The organism is Rathayibacter sp. AY1F2 (genome assembly GCF_002930885.1).
GTDB lineage: Bacteria > Actinomycetota > Actinomycetes > Actinomycetales > Microbacteriaceae > Rathayibacter.
On the sequence record NZ_PSVG01000016.1, the window covers coordinates 1 to 20,785 of the forward strand.

Genomic DNA, 20,785 nt, shown 5'->3' on the forward strand with positions numbered 1-20,785 from the left:
GTCCCCGGAGCGGTCGCGAAGGGCGACACCCCCGAGGTCGCGGTGGACCACTACCACCGGATGCCCGCGGACGTGCGGCTGATGAAGGAGCTGGCGCTCATTGCGGACTCCTTCGGCAGCGGTCCGACCATCCTAGAGCCCCGGTGGAGCGCTCTCTCGCCCCGGAACGCGGGACACCGCACCCCGGACGACCGCGAGGCGCCGCCTCCCCGGCCGGACACCGCGGTGAGGGCGGTGTCCGGCCGGCGGAGGCGGCGCCTCGGAGGAGAGCAGCGGAGCGCAGGACGCGGTCGGCCGGCGCTTCCCGATCAGGCCCGGTGGGCGCCGTGCCCGTCGCGGGGAGGAGCGGTGCGGATCGAGTCCGTCCGGACGTCCGGCTCGATGCTGCCCGCGGCCAGGTCGGCCCCGGCGCGCGCGGCCAGCTGCGGGTCCGTGCGGCGCAGCTCCTCCGCGCTGTCCTCGGCCGCGAGGTCGTGCGCCTCCTGCATGGCTGACTTCGCCCGCAGCGGCGGGGTCTTGAGGAACCACGAGAGCACGAAGGCCAGCAGGACCACGCCCAGCGCGACCTGGAACACGGTCACGGTCGCGTCGTTGAACCCGGTCAGGAACGGGGCCGACAGGGCGCGGTCCGCGGTGTTCAGGAACGACGTGTCCCCGTCGAGCGCGGAGCCGATCGCGGCGGTGTCCTGCGACTGCAGCAGCTTCAGGATCCCGGCGTTGGCCGGGTCCGCGGCGACGGCGGGGTCGGTGGCGGCCCGCTGCAGATCCGCCGCGAGCGCCGGGTTCTTGAAGGCCGCGGCGATGGTGTCGGGGATCCGGCTGAACAGCACCGAGAAGATCACGGCGGTGCCCAGGGTGCCGCCGATCTGGCGGAAGAACGTGGAGGCGCTGGTCGCGACTCCCATGTTCGCCACGTCGACCGAGTTCTGCGAGGCCAGGGTGAGGGTCTGCATCATCTGCCCGAGCCCGAGGCCCAGCATCAGCATCCCGCCCATCATGAAGATCACCGGCTTGTCGATCGTCACGAAGGTGAAGTAGAAGAACGCGGCCGACATCAGGAACGTGCCGACGATCGGGAAGGCGCGGTAGCGGCCCGTGCGCGAGATGATCTGACCCGAGACGATCGAGGCGATCATCAGGCCGAGGATCATCGGCAGCATCAGGAAGCCGGACTCGGTCGGCGTGGCGCCGTTCACCAGCTGCAGGTACAGCGGGATCGCCATCATGCCGCCGAACATGCCGAAGCCGACGAGGACGCCCAGCACGGTCGCCATCGAGAAGGTCGGCGAGCGGAAGAGCTTGAGGGGGATGAGCGCGTCGTCGCCCATCATCCGCTCGGCCGCGATGAAGCCGATGACGCCCAGCGCGCCGACGATGTAGCAGACCCACGCTATCGGCGAGCCCCAGCCCCACTCGCGGCCCTGCTCGGCGATCAGCAGCAGCGGTCCCGCGGCGATGACGACGAGGGAGGCGCCCCACCAGTCGATCCGCACCGAGCGCTTGCCGGCGGGCTTGGGCAGGTGGAGGAACCGCACGACGATGAAGAGCGCGACGGCGCCGATCGGGAGGTTGATCAGGAAGACCCAGCGCCAGCCGGTGATGAAGAGGATCTCGGGGGTGCCGGCGAGCAGGCCGCCGATGAGCGGTCCGACGACGCTGGAGATCCCGAAGACGGCCAGGAAGTAGCCCTGGTACTTGGCGCGCTCGCGCGGGGGCAGGATGTCGCCCATCACCGTGAGCGCGAGCGACATGAGTCCGCCGGCGCCGAGGCCCTGCACGGCGCGGAAGCCCGCGAGGCCGAGCATCGAGGTCGAGAAGCCGGCGAGCGTCGAGCCGATCAGGAACAGCACGATCGCGATCAGGTAGAGCGGGCGGCGTCCGAAGATGTCGGAGAGCTTGCCGTAGATCGGCGTCGCGATCGTCGAGACGATCAGGTAGGCGGTGGTCACCCACGCCTGCTGCGAGAGGCCGTCGAGGTCGTCCGCGATGGTGCGCATCGAGGTGCCGACGATGGTCTGGTCGAGCGAGGAGAGGAACATCCCCGCCATCAGGCCGAAGATGACGAACAGGATCTGCCGGTGCGACATCACGGCGCCGGACGGCGTCGAGGTCGGAGCGGATGGAGCGGAGGCGGAGTCGGCCACGGTGGTCCCCTTGTCTGGCGGACGCGTCCAGGCACGGCGATCCGCCGCAAACGTTGCGTGCTGCGCAAAGTTACACCGCGTGCGGAGAGCGCGACAGAGCGTCCGGCGAGCCTGAACGGGATCTCAGGGCCGCCGTGCCGGGGCCGTGCCTCAGGCCGGAGCGGGGACCGCCTCGTCCGCCCAGCCGGCCTCGCGGAGCGCTGCGCGGGCCTCGGCTCGGGCCGAGTACGGCGTGCGCACGCCGAGGATGTCGCGGTAGTTCTGGTGCCCGGGGCCGGCCCAGAGGATGGCGTCGCCCTCGTGCGCCAGGGACACGGCGACGCGGATGGCGCGCTTGGGGTCGTCGACCTCGTGGATCTCGGCGTCCGGACGTGCGGCGCGGGCGGCCTCGACGAGGGTGCGCCGGATCGAGGCCGGGTCCTCGAAGCGCGGGTGGTGGTCGGTGACGATCAGCACGTCGCTGCCCAGGACGGCGGCTTCGGCCATCGCCGGGCGCTTGAGCGCGTCCCGGTCGCCGTCGGCGCCGAACACCATGACCACGCGGCCGGGAGTGACCTCGCGGACGGCCTCCAGGGTGCGGGCGAAGGCGTCGGCGCTGTGTCCGAAGTCGACGTACACCGTGGGGCCGCGGTTGCCGGAGACGCGCTCGGTGCGGCCGGGGAGGGAGGCGTCCACTCCGCCGTCGCGGTGCAGCGCGGCGCGGATCTCGCCGATCGGCCGACCGGACTCGATCAGCATCACGATCGCCAGACCGGCGTTGGCGGCCATGTGGGTGCCGATGATCGGGACGGAGGTCGTGATGGCACGGCCCTCGCGGTTGCCGATCCGGAAGCGGGTGCGGCCGAACTCCTGCTCGAGCACCGTCACGGTCCAGTCGGCGTCGACGCCCGGGAGGGAGGTGATCGTGGTGACCGGCACGCCGGCGACCTCGACGAGGCGCGCGCCCGCGGGGGAGTCGAGCGAGACGACGGCCCGGCGCGCGCGATCGGGCTGGAACAGCTGGGCCTTCTCGCCGAAGTAGGTGTCCATGTCGCCGTAGTCGTCGAGGTGGTCGTGGCTGAGGTTCGTGAAGCCGGCGACGTCGAAGACCACGCCGTCGACGCGGTGGCGGGTGAGCGCCTGGGCGCTGACCTCGATCGCGGCCGCGCCGACGCCCTCCTCCTCCATGCGGGCGACGAGCGCGTGCAGCTCCGTCGCCTCCGGGGTGGTCAGGCCGCTGGTCACCGAGGTGTCGCCGATGTGACGCTCCGCGGTCGAGCTGAGGCCGGGCACGACGCCGAGCTGGCGGAGGATCCCCTCGAGCATGTGGACGGTCGACGTCTTGCCGTTGGTGCCGGTCACGCCGAGCAGCACGGGGGAGCGCTCGGCCGTCCCGTAGACGGCGGCGGCGACGGCGCCCAGGCGGGAGCGGGGGTCGTCGACCACGAGGACGGGCAGACCCGTCGCGCGCGCGGCATCGGCGCCCGCGGTGTCGGTCAGCACGGCGGAGGCGCCGCGGGCCACGGCCTGCTCGACGAACTCGGCCCCGTGGCGGTTGACCCCGGGCAGGGCGACGAAGAGGTCGCCGGGCTCGACGTCGGAGGCGATCAGCGTCACTCCGCTGATCTCGGCCGTCAGGCCGCCCTCGTCGCCGATCTCGAGCGTCCGAGCGAGGGCGGCGAGAGGGACGGAGGGTGCGGTGAGGGGTCGGAGCATGGGGTCCTTCCATCGACGGCTCCGTGGGGGGCCGTGCGGCCGAGGGGGCGGTCGCACACGGAGTCGTGGCTGTCACTCAAGCTAGGGGGTCTGCTTATGTGAATCCTTAGAGGATATGCGCGACCCGCGTGGAGGGGCACGGGTGGACAGAACCGATCGCCGGTGCTTCAGCAGATGCGCAGGAACGGGTCTGTCTAGGCTCGGAGGATGACGTCGAACGAGAACGAGCCGACCGATGGGCGCCCCGTCCGCCGCCGAGCCCTGGTCATCGGGGGTGTGGCCGCCGCGGCGGGCCTGACCGCGCTGGGGGTCGGAGCCGCCATCGGGAACGGAGCGCCGGCGCCCTCGCCGACCCCCTCGACGGCGCCGCCCGCTCCGTCGCCCTCCGCCGCCGCGACCACTTCGGCGCCCACAGCGGAGCCGACCGCCACTCCGACTCCCACACCCACTCCCACCGCCCCCGGGATCGACCTCACCGCGCAGTCCGTCGACGACCCGGCGAGCACCTGGGTCGTCGTCAACAAGCTGCGGACGCTCGCGCCGGTCGACTACGTCCCCGCCGACCTGACCTTCCCCGACGTGCCCTACGTCAACCGGCAGCCGATGCGCCAGGCGACCGCGGACGCCCTCGTCCCGCTCTTCGCCGCCGCCCGCTCCGAGGCCGGCCTCTCGCTGGCGGTGCAGAGCGCCTACCGCTCCTACGACACCCAGGTCAGCGTCTACGCGGGCTGGGTGTCCTCGCGCGGGCAGGCGGGAGCGGATGCGACGAGTGCGCGCCCGGGGCACAGCGAGCACCAGACCGGCTGGGCGGTCGACGTGGTGGGAGCGTCGGGCGCGTGCGCGCTCGAGATCTGCTGGGGCGACACTCCGGAGGGGCAGTGGGTCGGCGCCAACGCCCATCGCTTCGGCTTCCTCGTGCGCTACAAGCCCGACGCCACTCCGATCACGGGGTACGAGTCGGAGCCGTACCACCTGCGGTACGTCGGGACCCAGCTCTCCGGGTACCTGCACGACTCCGGCATCGAGACGCTCGAGCGCGCCTTCGGCCTTCCGGATGCGCCCGATTACGCACCGGGGACCACTTCCTAGGCGGTCTAGCGATCACAGACGGACACGATCGGGCGTGACACGCGCCGCTCGTTACCGTACTGTTATTCGGAGCGCTTTCGGAGGCCCGTCTGACGGATCTCCCACCCCCGCCTGGTGACATAGCCGCTTCCCCTGCTCCCGAGCCCGGTCCCCCGCCGAGCCGCCGACCCGTGAGACCTCTCTGTGCCCCCTCGCTCCACCCGCTCCACCCTGCCCGCCGCGGGGCCTCCTTCTTCCGCCCGTCCCCGCGCACGCTGGCGCTCGCCGTCTCCGGCGGGCTCGTCGTCGTGGCCGTCGCGTCGAGCCTGAGCCTCACCGTCGGCACCGGCTCCTCGGCCGAGTCGGCCACCGCGACGCCCTCCGCTGCTCCGACCTCGACCAGCGTCGCCGTGCTCCCCGCGACCACCGCCTCCGCCCGGGTCGTCCTCAGCTCCGTCTCCACCACCTCCGGCACCGTCGCCGGCGGCACGAGCGTGACGCTCGAGGGATCGAACCTGGACTCGGTCGCCACCGTCCGCTTCGGCGAGGCCGAGGGCAGCGTCGCGGTCGACAACCCCGACCAGATCACGGTCACCGCCCCTCCGGCCGACGGAGAGGCAGCGGGCGAGGTCCCGGTCGCCTTCTTCGACGCCGACGGTCAGGCCATCACGTTCGACGCGGTCACCGACTCCGCCGCGGCGGTCACCGTCGACGGGACCCCGGCCGACGCGGTGCAGCCGGCCGTCGACACGTCGGGCGCCGCAGAGGGCACGACGGCCGAGGCCTCGACCGACCTCGCCGCGCCGACCGCGGCCGCCACTCCCAGCCCCGCCGCGACCGGCGTGCTCGCCAGCACGAAGGTCGTCGCCTCGGCGATCACCTTCGCCTACACGCCCGACCCGGCGATCGAGGCCGCGAAGGCCCAGGCCGCGCTGGACGCGAGCCGCCTGGCCTCGCAGCTCGACTACCTCTCCACCTACTGGAACGACTACAACTCGGCCCAGTACGGCGTGATCTCGGGCAACGACTGCGTCAACTTCACCTCGCAGTCGCTGATCGCCCGCGGCTGGGAGATGGACGGCGAATGGAGCTACTCCTCCTCCGGCGGGTACAGCTCCGCCTGGGCGTCGTCGACAGCGTTCAACGCCTACCTCGCCGCGCACCCCGAGCGCGCGACCGCGATCCCCGACTCCGAGCGGAGCCGGGTGAAGCCGGGCGACATCGTCCAGTTCGACTGGGACGGCTCGGGCGACTGGGACCACACGGGCGTCGTGACCAGCGTCGACGGCGACAGGATCCTCTACTCCTCGCACACCGCCGACAACCACGACCAGAGCATCGACGCGGCCTCCGCCGGCCGGATCATGTTCTGGGGCGTCTGACGCTCGACGCACCCGCCCCATGCACGACGACGGGGCCGCCACCGCTGATGCGGTGACGGCCCCGTCGAGGTTCCGGTCAGATCACTTCTTGAAGACGTCCTTGACGTCCTCGCCGACCTTCTTGGTGTGGGCCTTGGTCTGGTCGGCCTGGCCCTCGGCCTCGAGGCGCTCGTTGTCCGTCAGCTTGCCGACGGCCTCCTTGGCCTTGCCGACCAGGTTCTCGGCTGCGTTGCGGATCTTGTCGTCTGCACCCATGAGGGGCTCCTTCTGTTCGGTGTGACCATCCGCCGGCGGGTGCCGGGGAAGCTGCGGGACCGGGGTCAGGCGACCCGGTCCTCCTTGGAGAAGCCGGCCCGGGCGCTCGAGGCGACCTCGAGCAGGACCGGCAGGCGGGCGCCCAGCAGGGCGTCGAGCGCGTCGACCTCCTGGTGCACGGCGTCGACCACGGTGCGGGGCGAGACGCCGCCGCGGGGGAGGACGCGCACCTTCAGCGCCGTCTCGGAGCCGTGGCGGTAGGCCGCGACCGTGACGTCGAGGAGCTCCGTCCGCCCGGCGAGAGCCGTCTCGAGGACGTCCTCCGCGAAGCCGGTCGCGATCTCGATCCCTCCGGCGGGCGCGCCCTCGGCCTCGTCGCGGAGGACGGTGCCGGTGCGGCCGTGACCGTGGGCGAAGGCCATCACCAGCGCGAGGACGATGCCGAGGAGGCAGATCCCGACGACGGCGTAGAGCGGCCACAGGACGGCGGCATCGCTCCAGGCGGTGCCCTCCTCGGGGGAGAGGCGCGAGACCAGGGCCGCGCCCTCGCCGTCGGCGAAGGAGAGGACGGAGTCGCGGACCGGCTGCGAGACGGCGATCAGGACGGCTCCGGCGCTGACCAGCGCGAGCACGAGGCCCACGACGAGCAGGACGAGCCGGTTGACGAAGCGGTTGCTCGTGGTCATCAGATCCTCCCGGAGGTCGAGACGCGGACGGTGGAGCGCGGGGCGGGCTTCGCGCCGATGCGGGCGAGCTCCTCGTCGACGGCGCTCTGCACGGCGTCGCGGTCGACCGCGATGCCGGAGGCGGGGGTCACCTCGACCAGTGCGGTGCGCCGCCCGAGCGAGGCGCGGGTGTCCTCGCGGCGGGAGTGGGCGGCCGTGCGGGCTGCGCGGGCCAGGGAGGAGGCGATCACGCCGTCGTCCACGACCACGGCGAGGCGGTCGTCGTCCACGGTGTGGCGGGCCCGGGCCCCGGGCGCCAGTGCGAGCACCAGCAGGACCAGGGCGAGGACGCCCGCGCCGACGGCCACGCCGATGAGGGCGGGGTTCGCCAGCGACGCGACTCCGACGATCGCGCCCAGCAGGGCGGACGGTGCGGCGAGCAGGGGCGCGGCGCCGAGGATCGCGAGCACCGCCTCCGTGCCGACATAGGCCGCGACCAGGGCGATGAGCACCAGGACGACGATCTGCGCGGCGGAGCGGGACTTGTGGGTCTCGCGACGAAGGTAGCGGCTGTAGTGGGTGTCGGGCGCCGACGGTGCGGGGCTCATGCGACTCTCCTCGTGCTTCGGGTGCGGGTGCCCGTGACCCGGATGTCGATCCGGCTGACGGTGCGCCCGGTCAGCGCCTCCATGCGGGAGGCGATGCGGGTGCGATCGCCGTGCAGGCGCTCGAGCAGGGAGCCGCCGGCCGGGGCGGTGCCCGGCTCGACGACGACCGGCGCGGTCACCGCGAGGGCGAGGCCGCCCCGGTCATCGGAGAGGCGGACGCGGATCGCGGAGACCTCCACGCCCAGCTCCTCGTGGACGATCGCCACGGCGGCGCGCTCGATGGAGCGGACGGTGATGGTGACGGTGCCCGCCACCGGCGATGCGGGACGCGTGTCGAGAGCGGTCACGGTGGGCTCCTAGCGGGAGGTGGTGCGGCCGCGGAACACGTCCACGAGGCTGCGCACGTCGAGGGTGCCGTCGGCGATGCGGGCGATCACGACGCCGAGGGCCATGAAGAGGGCGGTGAGGACGAAGCCCCAGAATCCGAACATCAGGGCCGCGAAGGCGAGGATCGCGCCGACCACGACACCGAGGACGGTGCTGCGGCCGCCGGGGGCGGTGGGCGCGGGGCGCTGGAAGTCGCTCATCGGACGCGGCTCTCGGTGGCCTCGTCGTCCTTGTCGTCGCCGGGGATGTGCACGTCGACGACGGCGACGTTGATCTCGGAGACGGCCATGCCGACGAGCTCGGTGATGGCCTCGGAGACGGCGGCGCGGACGGAGTCGGCGACCTTCTGCATCGGCACGGGGTACTCGACGACGATGGTCACGTCGGCCGCGACCTGGGTCTCGCCGACCTCGACGCTCACGCCCTGGGCGTGGTCGGCGCCGCCGACGGCCTGGCGGATCGCACCGAAGGCACGGGCGGCGTTGTTGCCCAGGGCGAAGACGCCGGGCACCTGACGGGCCGCGATGCCGGCGACCTTGGCCACGACGCTGTCGTCGATGACCGTGGTGCCCTGAGCGGTGCCGGAGGTCCGCGAGCCGCCGAGGGTCGTGACCGTGTCGACGGAGGTCTTGTCGACGCGGGTGGTGGAGGGGGTGCGCGTGGTGTCGCTCATGAGGTCTCCTGGACGTCTCATCGGCTGCCGTTGCTGAGCAGACCGGGGTCGAAGGCCCGGCGGAAATCCGGTCGGGCTGTGCTTTCATGAGTGAGACGGAGCCCGGACGGCGTTCGTCACGGTGCTCGGCGGACTTTTTCCTGAGCGTCACCTGAGAGGCGGCCCGAGGCCGCGTGAGCGGAGAGGGAGGAGGCGCCGTGCCCGGACTGGAAGCGGCGAGCGACGCGCTGCTCGCCGAGCGCTCCGCCGAGGGCGACGTGCGCGCCTTCGAGGTGCTCGTCAAGCGGCACCAGTCGATCCTCCGCGCCTACGCCTGGCGCCTCACCGGCTCGCAGGCCGACGCCTCCGACGCCGTGCAGAACGCGCTGATCACGGTCTGGGCGCAGCTCCCGCAGCTCAAGGAGCCGGCGAGCGTGCGCAGCTGGATGATGCGGATCGTCAGCCGTTCCAGCGTCGACCTGCTGCGCCAGCGCCGCCCGACCGACGACGTCGACGCCGTGGAGCATCCCCCGGCCCGAGAGCCCGGCCCGTTCGAGGCCGCCGAGCAGAGCGACGCCATGCGGGCTCTCGCGCACGCCCTGTCCGAGCTGCCGGAGTCGCAGCGGCAGTGCTGGGTGCTGCGCGAGGTCGGCGGGGAGTCGTACAACGAGATCGCCGATCACCTCGGTCTCACGGTGACCGCCGTGCGGGGCAAGCTCGCCCGCGCGCGCGAGTCGCTGGTCGTGGCGATGGAGGACTGGCGATGAGGGAGCAGACGCGATGAACGCGGACCAGGGTCCCGGCGACGGGCCGGAGCGCGCGGGGGAGCACGACGTCGTGCTGCCGCCCGCGCTCGAGCAGGAGGCGGACGCGACGGAGCAGGAGGGCGACGGCATCGGCATCGACGAGCTGAGCGACTACCTCGACCGCGGGCGCACGCCGTACGACCCCGCCATCGAGGAGTCGCCGGAGCACCGGCGCACTCTGCGCGCCCTCGAGCGCGTGCGCGCCCTCTCCGGCGCGCTCATCGACGACGACGCCGCGCGCCTGCCCGCGCCGGAGGAGAGCTGGTTCGGCTCGATCCTCACCCAGGTGCGCCGCGAGTCGCGGGCCGGACGCGACATCCCACTGGCGAGCGTCCAGCCCGACGTGGCGCTCACGATCACCGAGGGAGCGGTCCGCGGACTCGTGCGCGAGGCGGGCGACAGCGTCGCCGGCGTGCTGGTCGGCCGCTGCCGCCTGGTCGGCGACATCGCCGAGCCGGGCGCGGAGGTCGTGGTGGAGCTGACGATCTCGGTCTTCTGGGGGGTGCCGATCGCCGAGGCGGCCCAGCAGGTGCGCGAGCGCGTGCACTCGCGGCTGCTGACCCAGACCGAGCTGCGGGTGTCGAGGATCGACGTCCGCGTGGAGGACGTCTACGTCCCCGGGACGGAGGAGTCGTGAGCGGCCTCGAGGCGGCGGCCCCGGTCGATCCGGTGTCCGCGCTCGCTGCGGAGCTGCGCGCCCTGGACGGTGTCGCGACCCTGATGCCGGCCAGGCCCGAGGTGCGCGACGTGCTCGCGCACGCGGCGACGGCGCTGAGCGCGACCGGGATCGTGGTCGAGCCGCTGGGCACCGCGAGCGGCGGCACGTTCGCCGATCCGGTCCTGGTCCGCGTCGCGGGGGACGAGGTGTCCGTGGCCGTCGACCTCTGCGTGACCGCGGAGGCGTCCGCGCCGGACGTGGCGCGCGCGATCGGAGCCGCGGTGCGCGAGTGGTGCGTCCGGGTGCATCCGGAGCTGCGGCCGCGGGTGACCGTGCGGGTCGCCGCGATCGACTAGCCGGATCGGGGAGCGGGCGCGGCTGTCCGCAGGACTGGACGCCCCGCCGCGAGGAGCGGAGCCGGGCCGAGCGCTCTCGTGCTTCTCCGGAGTGCACCGTGCCGACCGGAGCGACGGTGCTGCGGGCCGCCGGGGTCGGTGTCCGCTCCGTCCTCCCTGAGGAGCTTCCCGCTCAGGCGAGCCTCCCCGAAGAGCTTCCCGCTCAGGCGCGCTCGGCGAGGAACGCGTCCGTCTCGGCCGCCGTCGGCGCGGACACCGCCGCTCCGGCGCGGGTGACCGAGATCGCCGCGGCCGCGCTCGCCCAGCGGGTGAGGGCGACCAGCTGCTCCGGATCGTCGAGCCGTGCTTCCGTGGCGGCGAGCCGGGCCGAGAAGGCGCCGCAGAAGGTGTCGCCGGCGCCGGTGGTGTCCACGGCCTCCACCCGGAAGGCCGGGGTGCGCACCGACTCGCGGTCGCGGACCGCCACGACGACGCCGTCGGAGCCGAGGGTGACCAGCACGAGCGGCACCAGCGCGGTGAGGGCAGCGGCGAGCGCGTCGTCGTCGGCGGCGGTGATGCCGCGATCGGCGGCGAGCTCGCGGGCCTCGTGCTCGTTGACGATCAGCACGTCGAGCACCGCGAGGAGCTCCTCCGGCAGCAGGCCGATCGGGGCGGCGTTCAGGATCGACACCGTGCCGCCGGCGCGCGCGGCGCGGGCCGCCTCCGTCACCGTCGCTGTCGGGATCTCGAGCTGGAGGAGCAGGGCGTCGGCCGCCGCCACAAGGGCCGACTCCTCGGCGGTCAACCCGACCAGGGCGGCGTTCGCCCCGGAGTCGACGACGATCGCGTTCTCCCCGCGCTCGTCCACGGTGATCTGCGCGGTGCCGGTGCGGACGTCGCCGCGGCGGGCGCGCAGCTCCAGCGGCTCCTCGCCGAGGACCGCGGCGAGCCGGTCTCCTGCCGAGTCGCGTCCGAGGCTCGTGACGAAGACGGTGCCGGGCTCGGTCCGTGCGGCCGCGACGGCCTGGTTGAGGCCCTTGCCGCCCGGGAAGGTGCTCGCGTCGAGGGCGAGCACCGTCTCTCCGGGGGCGGGGATGCGGGCGACCCGGTGGACGTGGTCGAGGTTGGCGCTTCCGAGCACGAGGAGGGGCATGCCCTCGACGTTAGAGCACGCGCAAGGGGGTCCGCCGCGGGCTCGGCCGCACCTACGGTGGAGGCATGGAAACTCGAATCCTCGGACGCACCGGCGCCCCCGTCTCCGTCGTCGGCCTCGGAACCTGGCAGCTCGGTGCCGACTGGGGGGACGTCGCCGAGACCGACGCCCTCGCCGTGCTCGACGCCGCAGTGGAGTCGGGGGTGACCCTCTTCGACACCGCCGACGTCTACGGCGACGGCCGCAGCGAGCGGACGATCGGCGCCTACCGCGCGGCGCACCCCGACGCGCAGGTCTTCGTCGCCACCAAGATGGGCCGTCGCGCGGAGCAGATCCCCGCCAACTACGTGCTCGACAACTTCCGCGCCTGGACCGACCGCTCGCGCGCCAACCTCGGCGTCGACACCCTCGATCTGGTGCAGCTGCACTGCCCGCCCACCTCCGTCTACTCCGAGGACGCCGTCTACGACGCCCTCGACACCCTCGTCGCCGAGGGCGCGATCGCCGCCTACGGCGTCTCGGTCGAGCGCACGGAGGAGGCGCTGACCGCGATCGCCCGCCCGAACGTCGCGAGCGTCCAGATCATCCTGAACGCGTTCCGCCTCAAGCCGCTCGACGAGGTGCTGCCCGCCGCCCGCGAGGCCGGCGTCGGCATCCTCGCGCGCGTCCCGCTCGCCTCGGGCCTGCTCAGCGGCCGCTACACGACCGAGACCGTGTTCGCGCCGGAGGACCACCGCAGCTACAACCGCGACGGCTCCGCCTTCGACGTCGGCGAGACCTTCTCGGGCGTCGACTTCGCGACCGGCGTGGAGGCCGCGCAGGAGTTCTCCCGCCTCGCCGACGACCACGGCCTCGCCCCCGCGGCGGCCGCGCTCGCCTGGATCATCCAGCAGGAGGGCGTCACCTCGGTGATCCCCGGCGCCCGCTCGCCCGAGCAGGCCCGCGCCAACGCGGCCGCCGCCTCCGCCGCGCCCCTCGGCCCCGCCTTCATGGAGGCCGTGAACGCCCTCTACGACACCCACTTCCGCCCCACCGTCCACCCGCGCTGGTAGCCGGCCCTTTCCTCACCGCCGCTCAGTCTCCCGAGAAGGCTCGTTCTCCACTCCGAGAACGAGCCTTCTCGGGCGACTGAGCGCAGCGCCTAGGAGTTCAGCGCCGCGTCCACGATCGTGCGCGCCTCGGCCTGGACCTCGTGCAGGTGGTCGAGGCCGCGGAAGCTCTCGGCGTAGATCTTGTAGACGTCCTCGGTGCCGGAGGGGCGCGCGGCGAACCAGGCGTCCTCGGTGACGACCTTGACGCCTCCGACGGCCGCGCCGTTGCCGGGCGCCTTCGAGAGCTTCGCGGTGATCTCGGACCCGGCGAGGGTCGTCGCCGCGATCGCGTCGCCGTCCAGCTTGCCGAGGGCCGCCTTCTGCGCCTTCGTCGCCACCGCGTCCACGCGCTCGTAGACCGGGTCGCCGAAGCGCTCGGTCAGCTCGCGGTAGAGCGCCGACGGGCTCTTCCCGGTGACCGCCACGATCTCGGAGGCGAGCAGCGCGAGGAGGATGCCGTCCTTGTCGGTGGTCCAGACGGTGCCGTCGAAGCGGAGGAACGAGGCGCCCGCGGACTCCTCGCCGCCGAAGCCGACCGAGCCGTCGACCAGCCCGGGGACGAACCACTTGAAGCCCACCGGGACCTCCCAGAGGCGCCGGCCCAGCGACTCCGCGACCCGGTCGATGATCGAGGAGGAGACCAGCGTCTTGCCGATCGCCGCGTCATCGCGCCAGCCGGTGCGGTGGCGGTAGAGGTAGTCGATCGCGACGGCCAGGTAGTGGTTGGGGTTCATCAGCCCGCCGTCGGGGGTGACGATGCCGTGCCGGTCCGCGTCGGCGTCGTTGCCGGTGAGGATGTCGAAGTCGCCGGCGCGCGCGACCACCGAGGCCATCGCGCTGGGGGAGGACGGGTCCATCCGGATCTTGCCGTCCCAGTCGAGGGTCATGAAGCCCCAGGCCGGGTCGACCTCCCCGTTCACCACGGTCAGGTCGAGGCCGTGCATCTCGGAGATCAGCTGCCAGTAGTGCACGGAGGCGCCGCCGAGTGGGTCGGCCCCGATCCGCACGCCGGCCTTCCGGATCGCGTCGAGGTCGATGATGTTCGCCAGGTCCGCGACGTAGTGCGTGCGGTAGTCGTAGGTCTCGACCGCGGAGGGCTCGGCCGAGGTCACGCCGCGGTTGCCGTCGGCGATGAGCTCGTTGGCCCGGTCGGCGATCCAGGTCGTCGCGTCGGAGTCGGCGGGGCCGCCGTGCGGCGGGTTGTACTTGAAGCCGCCGTCGCGGGGCGGGTTGTGCGAGGGGGTGACCACGATGCCGTCGGCCCGGTCGGTGTGCGCGGGGTCGTTGTTGTAGCGGAGGATCGCGTGGCTGAGCGCCGGGGTCGGCACGAAGTCGTCGAACTCGTCCACGAGCACGCGGACCTGGTTGCCCACCAGGACCTCGAGGGCGGTGGTGAGGGCCGGGCGGGAGAGCCCGTGCGTGTCGGCGCCGATGAACAGCGGGCCGGTGATGCCCTGCTCCGTCCGGTACTCGACGATCGCCTGGGTGACGGCGGCGATGTGGTCCTCGTTGAAGGCCGTGTCGAACGAGGATCCGCGGTGGCCCGAGGTGCCGAACACCACCTTCTGAGCCGGGTCGGAGACGTCCGGCTTCTTCTCGTAGTACGCCCTCACGAGGGCCTCGACGTCGATGAGATCGGAGGCCTGTGCCGGCTTCCCTGCGCGATCGGTCATGCGGTCCATAGTGGCAGTCCGGCCCCCTCCAGGGGTACCGCGGCTGGCTAGGCTTGCGCCATGCCCGACAGCGCCCCCGAGACCCGTGCCTACAGCTATCTCGGGCCCAGCGGCACGTTCACGGAGGCGGCCCTCGCGCAGGTCCCGGAGGCGCGCGGACAGCTGTGGCGCAGCGTCGCGAACGTGGGGGAGGCGCTGAGCGATCTGGTCACCGGACGCAGCGACGGCGCGGTGATCGCGATCGAGAACTCGGTCGAGGGCGGAGTGACGGCCGCGCAGGACGCGCTGGCGCGGATCCCGGGGCTGCGCATCGTCGGCGAGTACCTGGTGCCGGTGTCGTTCATCCTGGTCGGCCGCCCGGGGACGAGCCTCGAGGAGGTGCGCACCGTCGCCGCGCACCCCGTGGCTTACGGACAGTGCCGGGTGTGGCTCGACCGCGAGATCCCCAGCCACGAGCACCTGCCCGCCTCCAGCAACGTCCAGGCCACCGTCGACCTGCTGGGCGGATCGCCCGCGGACGCGGCCATCGCCCCTCCCGGGATCGTCGCCCACCACGACGTCGTGGTGCTGGCGGAGCGGATCGGCGACAACCCGAACGCCGTCACGCGCTTCGTGCACGTCTCGCGCTCGCACGCGCTGCCCGAGCCGACCGGCGCCGACAAGACCAGCGTGATCGCCGAGCTCCCGGCCGACCAGCCGGGCGCCCTGCTCGACATGCTCGAGCAGTTCGCGACCCGCGGGGTGAACCTGAGCATGATCCAGTCGCGGCCGATCGGCGATGCCCTCGGCCGGTACCGGTTCGTCATCGACCTCGACGGGCACGTCCAGGACGAGCGGGTCGCCGACGCGCTGATGGGGCTGCGGCGCTTCAGCCCGAAGGTGATCTTCCTCGGCTCGTATCCGCGCGCTGACCGCCGCCCGGTCACCTCCGTGCGACGCTACGACGACGAGGTGTTCCTCGAGGCCCGCGACTGGCTGCGCGGGATCCTCTCCCACGAGCCGGAGGTCGACGATGACCGGGGACGACGATGACGGGTCGCGACGATGACTGACGACGACGAACGGGTCGACCCGCGCTACGACCCGGCCTTCCAGCGCGGGTTCTCGGGACCGGTGGAGCGTCTGAGAGGCGACGAGCGGGCGTTCGCCAGGCCCGGCACGGGTGCCGCCCCCGGCGCTCCCGCCGCCACGTCCGGAGCCGCCGCTCGTCCCGCGCCCCCGGAGTCGCGCGTGGTCCGCCCCGGCTCCTCGTCCGTGCCCGGACCGCGCCGCATCATGGCCCTGCCCGACATCGCCGGAGCCGCCGAGGGCCGGCGGTCGCACCGCCTCGGCGCCGAGACCGCGCCCGCACCCCTGCCGGAGCCGGCCGCCGACCCCGCTCCCGCTGCTCCCGCCGAGCCCGTGCGCGAGGCGCCCCTGCTGCGGAACCCGTGGCTCCTCGTGCTCCTGCTCGCCGGCCTCGCGGGGACCCTGATCGGCCTCGCGCTCCTCTACACCGGCTACTCCTCGCCGCCTCCGCCCTACTACGGCGACTCCGACGTGCCCTCGCCCGCGTGGATCCAGCGGCAACTCCTCTACTACTCCTGCATCCCCCTGCTGGGCTGCCTGCCGGCGTCGCTGCTGCTGGCGGTCGGAGTGGCCGCGCTGCGGTGGCGCGGCGTCGTCGTGCGGCCCCGCGCCGAGGAGCCGCGCGAGTCCGCGCAGCTCCTCGAGGCCGAGGCTCAGACTCCGGACGCGCCGAAGAGCAGGCCGAGGAGGTAGGTCACCAGGGCCGCGCCGTAGCCGATCCCGAGCTGGCGCAGCGCCCGGGCCAGCGGCGGGGCGCCTGAGAGCAGCCCGACGACCGCGCCGGTGGCGAGCAGGGCGATGCCCACGAGCACGCAGGCGACGACCACCGCGGCGAGCCCCGTCAGGCCGAGCAGGTAGGGCAGCACCGGGATGATCGCGCCCGAGGCGAAGAAGCAGAAGCTCGACAGCGCCGCGCCCATGCCCGTGCCGATCGACTCGTGCTCGTCGACGTCGGGGTCTCCTGCGGGACCGCCCAGCGTGATGGGGGAGGTGACGGCGCCGCCGCGCAGGCCCGTGAAGACGGAGGCGGCACGCGCGTCGGCCTGCTCCTGGGTCATCCCGCGAGCGCGGTAGACCAGGGCGAGCTCGTTCGCGTCGACGTCCAGATCGGGGACGATGCGGTTCGCGTCGAGGTCCGGGCTGGAGGCCGAGAGCAGCTCGCGCTGCGAGCGCACCGAGACGAACTCGCCCGCGCCCATCGAGAGGGCGCCGGCGAGCAGGCCCGCGATGCCCGTGAACAGGACGACGCCCGTCCCGACTCCGCTCGCTCCCACTCCGAGCACGAGGGCGAGGTTCGAGACCAGGCCGTCGTTCGCTCCGAAGACCGCCGCGCGGAACGTCCCGGAGAGGCGGTTGCGACCGCGCTCGGCGAGCCCGCGGACGACCTCGCCGTGGATCCGCTCGTCGGCGGCCATCGCCTCGGTGGCGTCGTCGTCGTCGGCGTAGGGGGAGCGGGCCTCGGCGCGCTGGATCAGGGCGAGGACGAACACGGAGCCGAAACGGCGGGTGAGGAAGCCGAGGAAGCGCGTGCGGAGGTCCGGGCGGGGCGCGGGCTCCGCCGCGGAGCCGAGCAGCTCGCGCCAGTGCTCCTCGTGGCGTCCCTCGGCCACGGCGAGCGCGAGCAGGATCTCCCGCTCCTCGCCGGAGCGGCGGCCGGCGAGGTCGCGGTACACGGAGGCCTCGGCGAGCTCGTCGGCGAGGTAGCGGCGCCAGCGGCGCACCTGTGCGGGACTGGGGGTGGGGGCGGTGGTCGCCATGCGATCTCCTGGCTCAGGTCCGCCGACCCGCGCGAGAGGACCGGTCAGGACGTGCGTCGACTGACCGAAGGTCTCGTTCGCCCCGGCCGGAGCCGGGGTGGAGCGCCGGGCCCGGATCGTCCCGGACCAGCATGTCGACGCGCCTCGTCGTCCGCTCGGCGGACGGTGGGAACTACTCCCCTTCGCGGGGACCACCGTAGCCGAGATCGGAGGAGAACGCCCGGCCGATCCGCGGGCCGTCGGGCGGACGTCCGCCCGGCCCGGGCCGGAGCGTCGTCGCGGACGCTCGCCCCGGGTCAGAGCGAGGCGGTCGCCCGGGCGGCGCGGCGGGCCTGGCGCTCGTGCTCGGCGTCCAGGAGCGTGCGCGTGGCGGGGACCGCCAGGAACTCGACCAGGGTGTCCGTCTCCTCGACGATGCGCTCGGCGCGGTCGAGCGGGTCGGTGCGCAGGAGGCGGCGGGCGGCGGACGCGACGTGCGCCGGCTTCGCCGCCAGGGCGCGCACGCGCTCGTCGACGCGGCCGGCGAGGTCGGCGCGCGGCACGACCTCGGTCACGAGCTGCCACTCCAGCGCCTCGGCCGCGCGGACCGGGCGGCCCGACAGCACGAAGTCCAGGGCGCGGCGGCGGCCGACGACGCGGGGGAGCGCGGCGGTGACTCCGACGTCCGGGACGAGCCCGACGTCGCCGTACGCGCTGAGGAAGAGGGCGGCGGGAGTCGCTATCACGATGTCGGCGGCCAGAGCGAAGGCGATGCCGGCGCCGGCGACCATGCCGTCGATCGCGCAGACGACGACGGCGCGGCTGTCCTCGAGCAGGCGGATCACCTGGGCGGTCGTGGTCGCGACGTCGCGCAGGTAGTGGTCCGGGTTCTCGGACCCCATGATCGCCGAGATGTCGCCGCCCGTGCAGAACGCGCGGCCGGCCGCGGCGATCACGATGACGGAGCAGCCGGCGTCGGCGTCGAGGTCGGCGACGGTGCTCAGCAGCAGTCGCGCGGTGCCGAGATCGATCGCGTTGAGGGCGTCGGGGCGGTTGAGGGTGATCCGGGCGCCGGAGCCGTCGCGCTCGAGGACGACGCCGGGGGTCGCGTCGATGAGGGGGGTGGCGTGCATGGAAGAGCCTTCAGGGGAGCAGGGGTGTCGAACGCGGGGGGACGTTCTCGGGGGATGACTCAGATTCGCAGCCGTCCGCGCGATCGGATGCCTCCTCGCGGCCGATGCTCAGCCGGCCCCGGGGGTACGCGCGGGCGGCGGCCCGTCCCGGCCCTCCTCTACACTGCTGGGGTGATTGATCCCGTACTTCTGCGCGAGAACCCGGACGTCCTGAAGCGCTCGCAGGAGGCGCGCGGCGACTCCGTCGAGCTGGTCGACGAGGCGCTCGAGGCCGACCGCGTGCGCCGTGCGGCGATCACCGAGGCGGAGCGGCTCCGGGCCGAGCAGAACGCCTTCGGCAAGACCGTCGCCAAGGCTCCGAAGGACGAGAAGGCGGCCCTCGTCGCCGAGGCCCAGCGCCTCGCCGCCGCCGCCAAGCAGGCCCAGCAGGAGGCGTCCGAGGCCGACGACGCCTTCACCGTGCTGGTGAAGCGCATCGCCAACCCGATCATCGAGGGCGTCCCCGCGGGCGGCGAGGAGTCGTTCGAGCTCGTCAGGACGGTCGGCGAGCGCCCCGTCTTCGACTTCGCCCCGCGCGACCACCTCGAGCTCGGCGAGCTGCTGGACGGCATCGACATGCAGCGCGGCGCGAAGGTCAGCGGCGCGCGCTTCTACTTCCTCAAGGGCCTGGTCGCCCGCCTCGAGATCGCGCTGATGAACCTGGGCCTCGAGAAGGCGCTCGCCGCCGGCTTCACCCCGCTGATCACGCCGACCCTCGTGCGCCCCGAGATCATGGACGGCACCGGCTTCCTCGGCGAGCACGACGACGAGGTGTACCGCCTCCGCGACGACGACCTCTACCTCACCGGCACCAGCGAGGTCGCCCTCGCCGGCTACCACGCCGACGAGATCCTCGACCTCTCCGGCGGCGCGAAGCGCTACGCGGGCTGGAGCACCTGCTACCGCCGCGAGGCGGGCTCGGGCGGACGGGACACCCGCGGCATCATCCGCGTGCACCAGTTCAGCAAGCTCGAGATGTTCGTCTACACCCTCCCCGAGGACGCCGAGGCGGAGCACGCGCGCCTCCTCTCGTACCAGGAGGACGTCCTGCAGAGCCTCGGCCTGCACTACCGCGTCATCGACACGGCGGCCGGCGACCTCGGCCAGAGCGCGGCGCGCAAGTTCGACGTGGAGGCGTGGGTCCCCACGCAGGAGACCTACCGCGAGCTGACCTCGACCTCGAACTGCACCACGTTCCAGGCCCGCCGCCTCGACACCCGCTACCGCACCGAGTCGGGGAGGACGGCTCCGGTCGCAACCCTCAACGGCACGCTCGCGACCACCCGCTGGATCGTCGCCCTCCTCGAGACCCACCAGCGGGCGGACGGCTCGGTGCTCGTCCCCGAGGCGCTGCGGCCCCACCTCGGCGGCCTCGAGGTGCTCGAGCCCGTCGCATGAGCGCGGCCCGCGCCTCCGGCCGCCGCCTCGTCGCCCTCGACATCGACGGCACCGTCATGCACGAGGACGGCACCATCACCCGCGCGGTGACGGACGCGATCACCCGCGTGGCCGCCCAGGGCGACGAGGTGATGCTCGCCACCGGGCGCTCGCCCTCCTCCACCCTGCCGGTCGTCGAGCGCCTCGGGATCTCGCCCGAGTACGTGATCTGCTGCAACGGAGCGGTCACGCTCCGCCGCGACGCGTCCGGTGCGTACGTCCCCGAGACGGTCGAGACCTTCGACCCGACGGAGGTCCTCGAGACCATCCGCCGCTCCCTCCCCGACGCGCACTACGCCGTCGAGGACGCGGACGGCGCCTTCTTCTACACCGAGGCGTTCCCGGGCGGTGCCGTGATGGGTGCCGAGACGACCCACGTCCCCTTCGAGGAGCTGCTCGGCCGGCTGTGCACCCGCGTCGTCGTGATCTCGCCCGAGACCGGGATCGAGGAGTTCACCTCTCTGGTCGAGGAGATGGGCCTGCACCAGGTCAGCTACGCGATCGGCTGGACCGCCTGGCTCGACATCGCCCCGCACGGCGTCAACAAGTCCACCGCGCTCGAGGTCGTCCGCGAGGAGCTGGGCATCGAGCGGAGCGACGTGGTCGCGCTGGGCGACGGCCGCAACGACATCGAGATGCTCACCTGGGCCGCCGCCGAGGGCGCAGGGCTCGCGATGGGGCAGGCGCCCGACGAGGTGCGGGCCGTGGCCTCCGCCGTGATCCCCTCGGTCCACCAGGACGGCGTGGCGGTCGCGCTCTCGGCGCTGCGCTGATCACGGTCCCGCGCGCTCGGCGGTTAC

Annotated in this window: 22 protein-coding genes; 10 read left to right on the top strand and 12 right to left on the bottom strand. The window is 73.3% G+C overall.

The genetic code is table 11. The features are described from left to right. Positions 1 to 308 precede the first annotated feature (308 nt). Both C5C54_RS12235 and C5C54_RS12240 read right to left on the bottom strand, forming a co-directional pair. On the bottom strand, positions 309 to 2,087 hold the full coding sequence (locus tag C5C54_RS12235; protein WP_104226227.1) for an MDR family MFS transporter: 1,779 nt from the start codon (positions 2,085 to 2,087) through the stop codon (positions 309 to 311). Between the two features lie 207 nt (positions 2,088 to 2,294). Continuing rightward, positions 2,295 to 3,839 (bottom strand): Mur ligase family protein, encoded by a 1,545-nt coding sequence (locus tag C5C54_RS12240; protein WP_104288453.1) that lies wholly within the window; start codon positions 3,837 to 3,839, stop codon positions 2,295 to 2,297. A 207-nt stretch (positions 3,840 to 4,046) separates the two neighbouring features. Between C5C54_RS12240 and C5C54_RS12245 the strand changes: the two genes are divergently transcribed. After that, a complete protein-coding gene (locus C5C54_RS12245; RefSeq protein WP_104288454.1) occupies positions 4,047 to 4,928 on the top strand; it encodes a D-alanyl-D-alanine carboxypeptidase family protein in 882 nt (293 codons plus the stop codon). 170 nt (positions 4,929 to 5,098) lie between these two features. Next, positions 5,099 to 6,289, top strand: coding sequence for an amidase domain-containing protein (locus C5C54_RS12250; RefSeq protein WP_104288455.1), 1,191 nt, complete (start codon positions 5,099 to 5,101; stop codon positions 6,287 to 6,289). 81 nt (positions 6,290 to 6,370) lie between these two features. Here the strand turns inward: C5C54_RS12250 and C5C54_RS12255 are convergent, their stop codons facing one another. The 6 genes from C5C54_RS12255 to C5C54_RS12280 all read right to left on the bottom strand — a co-directional run bounded on the left by C5C54_RS12255 (position 6,371) and on the right by C5C54_RS12280 (position 8,877). Then, entirely contained in the window at positions 6,371 to 6,544 is a 174-nt protein-coding gene (locus C5C54_RS12255) for a CsbD family protein (protein WP_104226788.1), read from the bottom strand. A 65-nt stretch (positions 6,545 to 6,609) separates the two neighbouring features. Continuing rightward, on the bottom strand, positions 6,610 to 7,230 hold the full coding sequence (locus C5C54_RS12260; protein WP_104224951.1) for a hypothetical protein: 621 nt from the start codon (positions 7,228 to 7,230) through the stop codon (positions 6,610 to 6,612). Further along, complete coding sequence (locus tag C5C54_RS12265; RefSeq protein WP_104288456.1) at positions 7,230 to 7,817, bottom strand: DUF6286 domain-containing protein; 588 nt, start codon at positions 7,815 to 7,817, stop codon at positions 7,230 to 7,232. The genes C5C54_RS12260 and C5C54_RS12265 overlap by 1 nt, the downstream gene beginning before the upstream one ends. Then, positions 7,814 to 8,164: a hypothetical protein gene (locus C5C54_RS12270; RefSeq protein WP_104224953.1), complete on the bottom strand. Its 351-nt coding sequence runs from the start codon at positions 8,162 to 8,164 to the stop codon at positions 7,814 to 7,816. The genes C5C54_RS12265 and C5C54_RS12270 overlap by 4 nt, the downstream gene beginning before the upstream one ends. A 9-nt stretch (positions 8,165 to 8,173) precedes the next feature. Further along, entirely contained in the window at positions 8,174 to 8,404 is a 231-nt protein-coding gene (locus C5C54_RS12275; protein ID WP_104224954.1) for a DUF2273 domain-containing protein, read from the bottom strand. Then, complete coding sequence (locus C5C54_RS12280) at positions 8,401 to 8,877, bottom strand: Asp23/Gls24 family envelope stress response protein (RefSeq protein WP_104224955.1); 477 nt, start codon at positions 8,875 to 8,877, stop codon at positions 8,401 to 8,403. The genes C5C54_RS12275 and C5C54_RS12280 overlap by 4 nt, the downstream gene beginning before the upstream one ends. 197 nt (positions 8,878 to 9,074) lie before the next feature. On the opposite strand from C5C54_RS12280, the gene C5C54_RS12285 reads away from it, so the two are divergent. The 3 genes from C5C54_RS12285 to C5C54_RS12295 are packed head-to-tail and all read left to right on the top strand — an operon-like array spanning position 9,075 to position 10,676. Beyond that, positions 9,075 to 9,623 (top strand): RNA polymerase sigma factor, encoded by a 549-nt coding sequence (locus C5C54_RS12285; RefSeq protein ID WP_104224956.1) that lies wholly within the window; start codon positions 9,075 to 9,077, stop codon positions 9,621 to 9,623. Between the two features lie 13 nt (positions 9,624 to 9,636). Next, positions 9,637 to 10,299: an Asp23/Gls24 family envelope stress response protein gene (locus C5C54_RS12290; protein ID WP_104233947.1), complete on the top strand. Its 663-nt coding sequence runs from the start codon at positions 9,637 to 9,639 to the stop codon at positions 10,297 to 10,299. Further along, positions 10,296 to 10,676 (top strand): hypothetical protein, encoded by a 381-nt coding sequence (locus tag C5C54_RS12295; protein WP_104224958.1) that lies wholly within the window; start codon positions 10,296 to 10,298, stop codon positions 10,674 to 10,676. Before C5C54_RS12290 ends, C5C54_RS12295 begins: the two co-directional genes overlap by 4 nt. A 202-nt stretch (positions 10,677 to 10,878) precedes the next feature. On the opposite strand, the gene C5C54_RS12300 is transcribed toward C5C54_RS12295, so the two are convergent. Further along, positions 10,879 to 11,808, bottom strand: a complete 930-nt coding sequence (locus tag C5C54_RS12300) for a ribokinase (RefSeq protein WP_104288457.1) — start codon at positions 11,806 to 11,808, stop codon at positions 10,879 to 10,881. Positions 11,809 to 11,873: 65 nt separating this feature from the next. Here C5C54_RS12300 and C5C54_RS12305 point away from each other — a divergent pair, with 65 nt between their 5' ends. Further along, positions 11,874 to 12,860, top strand: coding sequence for an aldo/keto reductase (locus tag C5C54_RS12305; RefSeq protein WP_104288458.1), 987 nt, complete (start codon positions 11,874 to 11,876; stop codon positions 12,858 to 12,860). An 89-nt stretch (positions 12,861 to 12,949) separates the two neighbouring features. Here C5C54_RS12305 and pgm read toward each other — a convergent pair whose 3' ends face one another. Next, positions 12,950 to 14,572 carry a phosphoglucomutase (alpha-D-glucose-1,6-bisphosphate-dependent) gene (gene pgm, locus C5C54_RS12310; RefSeq protein WP_104288471.1) on the bottom strand — a complete coding sequence of 541 codons (1,623 nt, stop codon included), beginning with the start codon at positions 14,570 to 14,572 and terminating at the stop codon, positions 12,950 to 12,952. 60 nt (positions 14,573 to 14,632) lie between these two features. Between pgm and pheA the strand changes: the two genes are divergently transcribed. Both pheA and C5C54_RS12320 read left to right on the top strand, forming a co-directional pair. Continuing rightward, a complete protein-coding gene (pheA, locus tag C5C54_RS12315) occupies positions 14,633 to 15,604 on the top strand; it encodes a prephenate dehydratase (protein ID WP_104226780.1) in 972 nt (323 codons plus the stop codon). Between the two features lie 12 nt (positions 15,605 to 15,616). Further along, complete coding sequence (locus C5C54_RS12320; RefSeq protein ID WP_104288459.1) at positions 15,617 to 16,333, top strand: hypothetical protein; 717 nt, start codon at positions 15,617 to 15,619, stop codon at positions 16,331 to 16,333. Here C5C54_RS12320 and C5C54_RS12325 read toward each other — a convergent pair. Then, the gene (locus tag C5C54_RS12325; protein WP_104224963.1) at positions 16,294 to 17,397 is read right to left on the bottom strand and encodes a VIT1/CCC1 family protein; all 1,104 of its coding nucleotides are present in this window, start codon (positions 17,395 to 17,397) and stop codon (positions 16,294 to 16,296) included. The genes C5C54_RS12320 and C5C54_RS12325 overlap by 40 nt on opposite strands. Positions 17,398 to 17,693: 296 nt before the next feature. Then, entirely contained in the window at positions 17,694 to 18,509 is an 816-nt protein-coding gene (locus tag C5C54_RS12330; RefSeq protein WP_104247581.1) for an enoyl-CoA hydratase/isomerase family protein, read from the bottom strand. Positions 18,510 to 18,680: 171 nt separating this feature from the next. On the opposite strand from C5C54_RS12330, the gene serS reads away from it, so the two are divergent. Both serS and C5C54_RS12340 read left to right on the top strand, forming a co-directional pair. Beyond that, a complete protein-coding gene (gene serS / locus C5C54_RS12335; RefSeq protein WP_104233941.1) occupies positions 18,681 to 19,946 on the top strand; it encodes a serine--tRNA ligase in 1,266 nt (421 codons plus the stop codon). Beyond that, positions 19,943 to 20,758: an HAD family hydrolase gene (locus tag C5C54_RS12340; protein WP_104247582.1), complete on the top strand. Its 816-nt coding sequence runs from the start codon at positions 19,943 to 19,945 to the stop codon at positions 20,756 to 20,758. The genes serS and C5C54_RS12340 overlap by 4 nt, the downstream gene beginning before the upstream one ends. Positions 20,759 to 20,785 lie beyond the last annotated feature (27 nt).